At 71.3% G+C, this 3,858-nt stretch carries 1 protein-coding gene and 1 rRNA gene; both read left to right on the top strand.

The window, feature by feature from the left end:
* A 5S ribosomal RNA gene (gene rrf / locus ACFXHB_RS44510) occupies nt 1–85 on the top strand; the annotation flags it as partial.
* Nucleotides 86–383: 298 nt separating this feature from the next.
* The gene (locus ACFXHB_RS44505) at nt 384–3,485 is read left to right on the top strand and encodes an AAA domain-containing protein (protein ID WP_380582909.1); all 3,102 of its coding nucleotides are present in this window, start codon (nt 384–386) and stop codon (nt 3,483–3,485) included.
* Nucleotides 3,486–3,858: the final 373 nt, after the last annotated feature.

Below are 3,858 nucleotides of genomic sequence, written 5' to 3'. Positions count from 1 at the left end.
TTACATTCCGAACCCGGAAGCTAAGCCTCACAGCGCCGATGGTACTGCAGGGGGGACCCTGTGGGAGAGTAGGACGCCGCCGAACAATCATTCCAGTAAAGACCCCCTCCGGTACTCCGGAGGGGGTCTTTCTGCATTCCGGGGCCATGCGTTCCGGGGGGACCTGTGGGACAGATGGAGATGAAGTGAGCCCCTGTCCGGGATCGGGCGGGGGCTTCTTGCGTTCCCGGATCGGCCGGCCGGCGGCGCGAGGTCGAGCAGCAGTGTCTGCGGCGGCCGGCCCGCCCGCTCCTGGCTGGCTTGCTGGAAGTCTCTCCCGAAGTCGGTTGTGCTCCGTACAGTGAGCGAAGCATTCTGCAGACGTCACGGGGGAGCGCAGACGTATGACGCAGACCGATCAGCCCTATCCGGTCCCGGAGCTGCTGGCCGCCGTGCAGGCGGAGATCCGCGCGGAGCGGCGAAGTGACGCCAAGGACGCGGAGAAGGCGACGCTGTCGGACGGGCGGACGGTCTCGGTGGCGGAGGGCAGGTACGAGTACCTCTTCGCGTGCGGCCGCTGGCCGCGGTCGTTCGACGGCAGCCCCGTCCTCGTGCGTGCCGCCCACACCCGCGGTCCGTGGATCCCGGGTGAGGCCTCCCCGCTCCCGGACGGCAAGGTGCGGCTCGTGGTCGGGGAGAGCCTCGGCGGTGGGGCGCGCAATGTTCAGGTGCGCAAGGACGATTCGGCCGGGTTGACGGTGCTCGCCGAGCGCCTGGAGGCGGCGGGCTCGGCGGAGGGGACCGTCCGGGTCGAGAGCGCCGGGTGGATCGTCGGACACGGAACGCCGGTGGTCGGGCGGTCGGCGGATCCGGAGCGGTGGGTGGCCGGCTGGCACGGCCTGAAGCTCAATCCGCGCCAGCGGACCGCGGTCGTACAGGCGCTGGCGAGCGAGGCCCTGTTCCTCTGGGGCCCGCCCGGGACGGGGAAGACGGATGTCGTCGGCCACATCGTGGAGGGCAACTACCGCCAGGGCCACAACGTGTTGTTCCTGGCGCCGACCAAGGTCGCCGTCGACCAGGCGCTGGAGCGGATCTGCGATCTGCTGAACGCCGAACCGGGCTTCGGTGAGGGCATCGTCCAGCGGGCCGGTGACGTCGAACTGCCGTCACTGCGCGAGCGATACGGCGAGTACGTCGACACCGGCCGGATCGCGGCACGGGTCTCGGCGCAGCTGGACGAGGCGGCGCGAGTGGCGCGGGAGACCCTGCAGGGGGCGCGCGCCGGCGTGGCCCTGCACGACGAGGTCCTGGAGCTCCAGCAGTTCCTCGCCGACGACCGGGAGGCACACAGGAAGGCAGGTGTCGCGGCGGCGGCCGCCGAGCGGGACGCCCTGCGGGCGGACGCGGAGGTGGCTCGCCTGCGGCTGGAGATCAGCGAGGCGGGGGAGCCGAAGGGCTTCCGCGCCGCGCGGAAGGAGAGCCGGCTCTCGGCGATGCGGGAGGAGCTCGCCCTCGCCACCGCGGCGGCGGAGTCCGCACAGTACGTCGGGGCGGCGGCGAGGACGCAGGCGGAGCACCTGGCGGCCAGGATCAGCACGACCAGTGGGCGCCTCGCCGGTGTCCGCCCCGGATTGCTGGGCCTGCCGGAACGGGCCGTCCTGGTCCGCCAGGCGGAGTCGCTGCACCAGCAGGTCCAGGCCATCGACCGGCAGTTGAGCCGGATGCAGCAGACCGTGCGCTCCCGGTGCCGTGTCATGGGGGCCACCGTCGCCAAGGCCGTGCAGTCGCGGAAGCTGCTTGACCGGGTGGACGTGGTCGTCATCGACGAGGCCGGCATGGTGGACCTGCCGTCGGCGTGGCTGGCCGCCGGTCTGGCGGGCAAGCGGATCGTCGTCGCGGGGGACTTCCGGCAGCTGCCCGCGGTCACCAAGGGCGACGGCGACCGGAGGGCCTCGGAGGAGGAGCGCGTCCACTCCCGGTACTGGGCGGCCCGTGACGCCTTCCACGCGGCGGGGCTGGTCACCGAGGCCGGCTCCGTCCGCCAGGACCAGCGCCTGGTGGCGCTGGACACCCAGTACCGCATGCGCGCGCCGATCTGCGCTCTCGTCAACGCCGTGGCCTACCCCGACGCCCCGCTCGCGACGGGTCGCCCTGATGGCAGCCGGATACCCTCCAACCCGCTGGTCGACGTCCCGGTGATCCTGATCGACACCTCGAAGCAGCGGATTCCGGGCCCCGACTACCGGGCGAACACCGTGAACGAGGCGGTGGTGCACGAACTCGTGCGTGGCCTGCAGTACGAAGGGGTGCTCCCCGGCCGCAAGTGGGGGAGTACCGAGCGCGCGGCGGGCGCCCGTGCGACCGACCGGCTGGCGGTCATCGCGCCCTACCGCGCGCAGGTGAGGGCCCTGAAGGGGAGCCTGACGTACCGGTTCGGGGAGGAGTACGAGGGACTGGTCGACACCATCCACCGGTTCCAGGGCAGCCAGCGCCCGGTCGTCGTCTTCGACACCGCCGTCGGTGCCGGAAAGGACCCGGGCATCTTCTACGCCGGGACGGGTCTGTCCTCCCAGACCTGCCGGCTGCTGAACGTCGCTCTCAGCAGGGCGCAGGACCACCTGATCGTCGTGGCCGACGTCGAGCACCTGCGCAAGCACCTCGCCTCCCACAGCGAGGCGCGCGTGATGCTCGACCACTTGGAGCGCCATGCCCAGGTGATCTCGGCGGACCAGCTGATTCCGACGCGCGAGGCCGCGCAGTTGTCCGTCCTTTCCGAGGAGGAGCTGGCCAGGCCGGCCTTCTTTCCCGCCGACGAGGTCCAGAAGGCCGTGGAGTGGGACATCGCGCGGGCCCGGACCAGCATCGAGGTGCACTGTGCGTTCCTCGACCCGCAGCCGGTCCAGCGGTGGTCGGCGCTGCTCGGGGCACGGGCGGCGAACGGCGTGCGGGTGGTTGTTCACACCCGGGCCCCGGGGGAGCAGCGGGAGGCGGCCGCGGCGGCCCGTCACCAGAAGCAGATCGACGTCCTGAGGGCGGCCGGCTGCGAGGTGGGGTTCCGCGAGCGAATGCACGAGAAGGTGCTGATCCTCGACAGCGCGGTGCTCTGGCACGGCTCCCTCAACCTGCTGGCGAGCAGCGGACCGACCGACCTGATGATGCGCTTCACCGACCCTGCCTCCTGCGAACGGGTCAGCAGGGTCATCGGGCGGGCCCGGAAGGAGCGCGCGGCCTGGAGCCCGGCGGCCGCGGGCAGCACCGCCGGCGCCGAGCCCGCGCCGCCGCCTGCCGCCTCGCCCGGGCTTCCGCCGGCGGCTTCCGAGGCGGTCGGAAGCCTGAACCCCCGCCCGGGCGACGTCGTCGACGGTCGGCTCTACCTGAACGTCCCGTTCGGGGAGAAGGACCAGGCGAAGGCAGAGCTCAGGGCACGCTGGGACGGGAAGAACCGCCTCTGGTACGTCGATGCCGGCCGTGTCACCAGGGAGGCCGCCGCGCGGTGGCTGCCCTGAGCGGCAGGGCACGGCAGGGCGAGGGCATCGGATCCTTCGGCCGACTTTGATTCCCGCCCGGATGGGCGTAGTGTTGACTGGTCGCTCGGCAGGGAGCACCGGACACGCATCGGCGCGGACGGTCCCGGGGCGGCCAATCCTTGAAACACCACTTTCCGGTTCTGAACCGGGCCCTTTGCCTTTTCGGCTCCGCGGCCTGGGTCTTATTCGGCATGCGCGTTTATATGGGTTGCGGTCGGATTCGCCTTTCGGGGCGGGGATCGGCTAGAGTTTGAAACGTCGGACGGGGCGTCAAGCCGCAGAAGACATCAGCGAGTTGGATGAGGGAAGCGCCGGAAACGGCACGGAGAACATCTGATAAGCTGGGAACACG

It is taken from the genome of Kitasatospora sp. NPDC059327 (assembly GCF_042752535.1).
Taxonomy (GTDB): Bacteria; Actinomycetota; Actinomycetes; order Streptomycetales; family Streptomycetaceae; genus Kitasatospora.
Note: the sequence above shows the minus strand (reverse complement) of the source record. Positions and strands in the feature narration are given on the sequence as shown.

Bases quoted from the DNA above. Each gene is read 5' to 3' on its own strand.
- ACFXHB_RS44505 (WP_380582909.1), top strand. From the start codon at position 384: ATGACGCAGACCGATCAGCCCTATCCGGTCCCGGAGCTGCTGGCCGCC.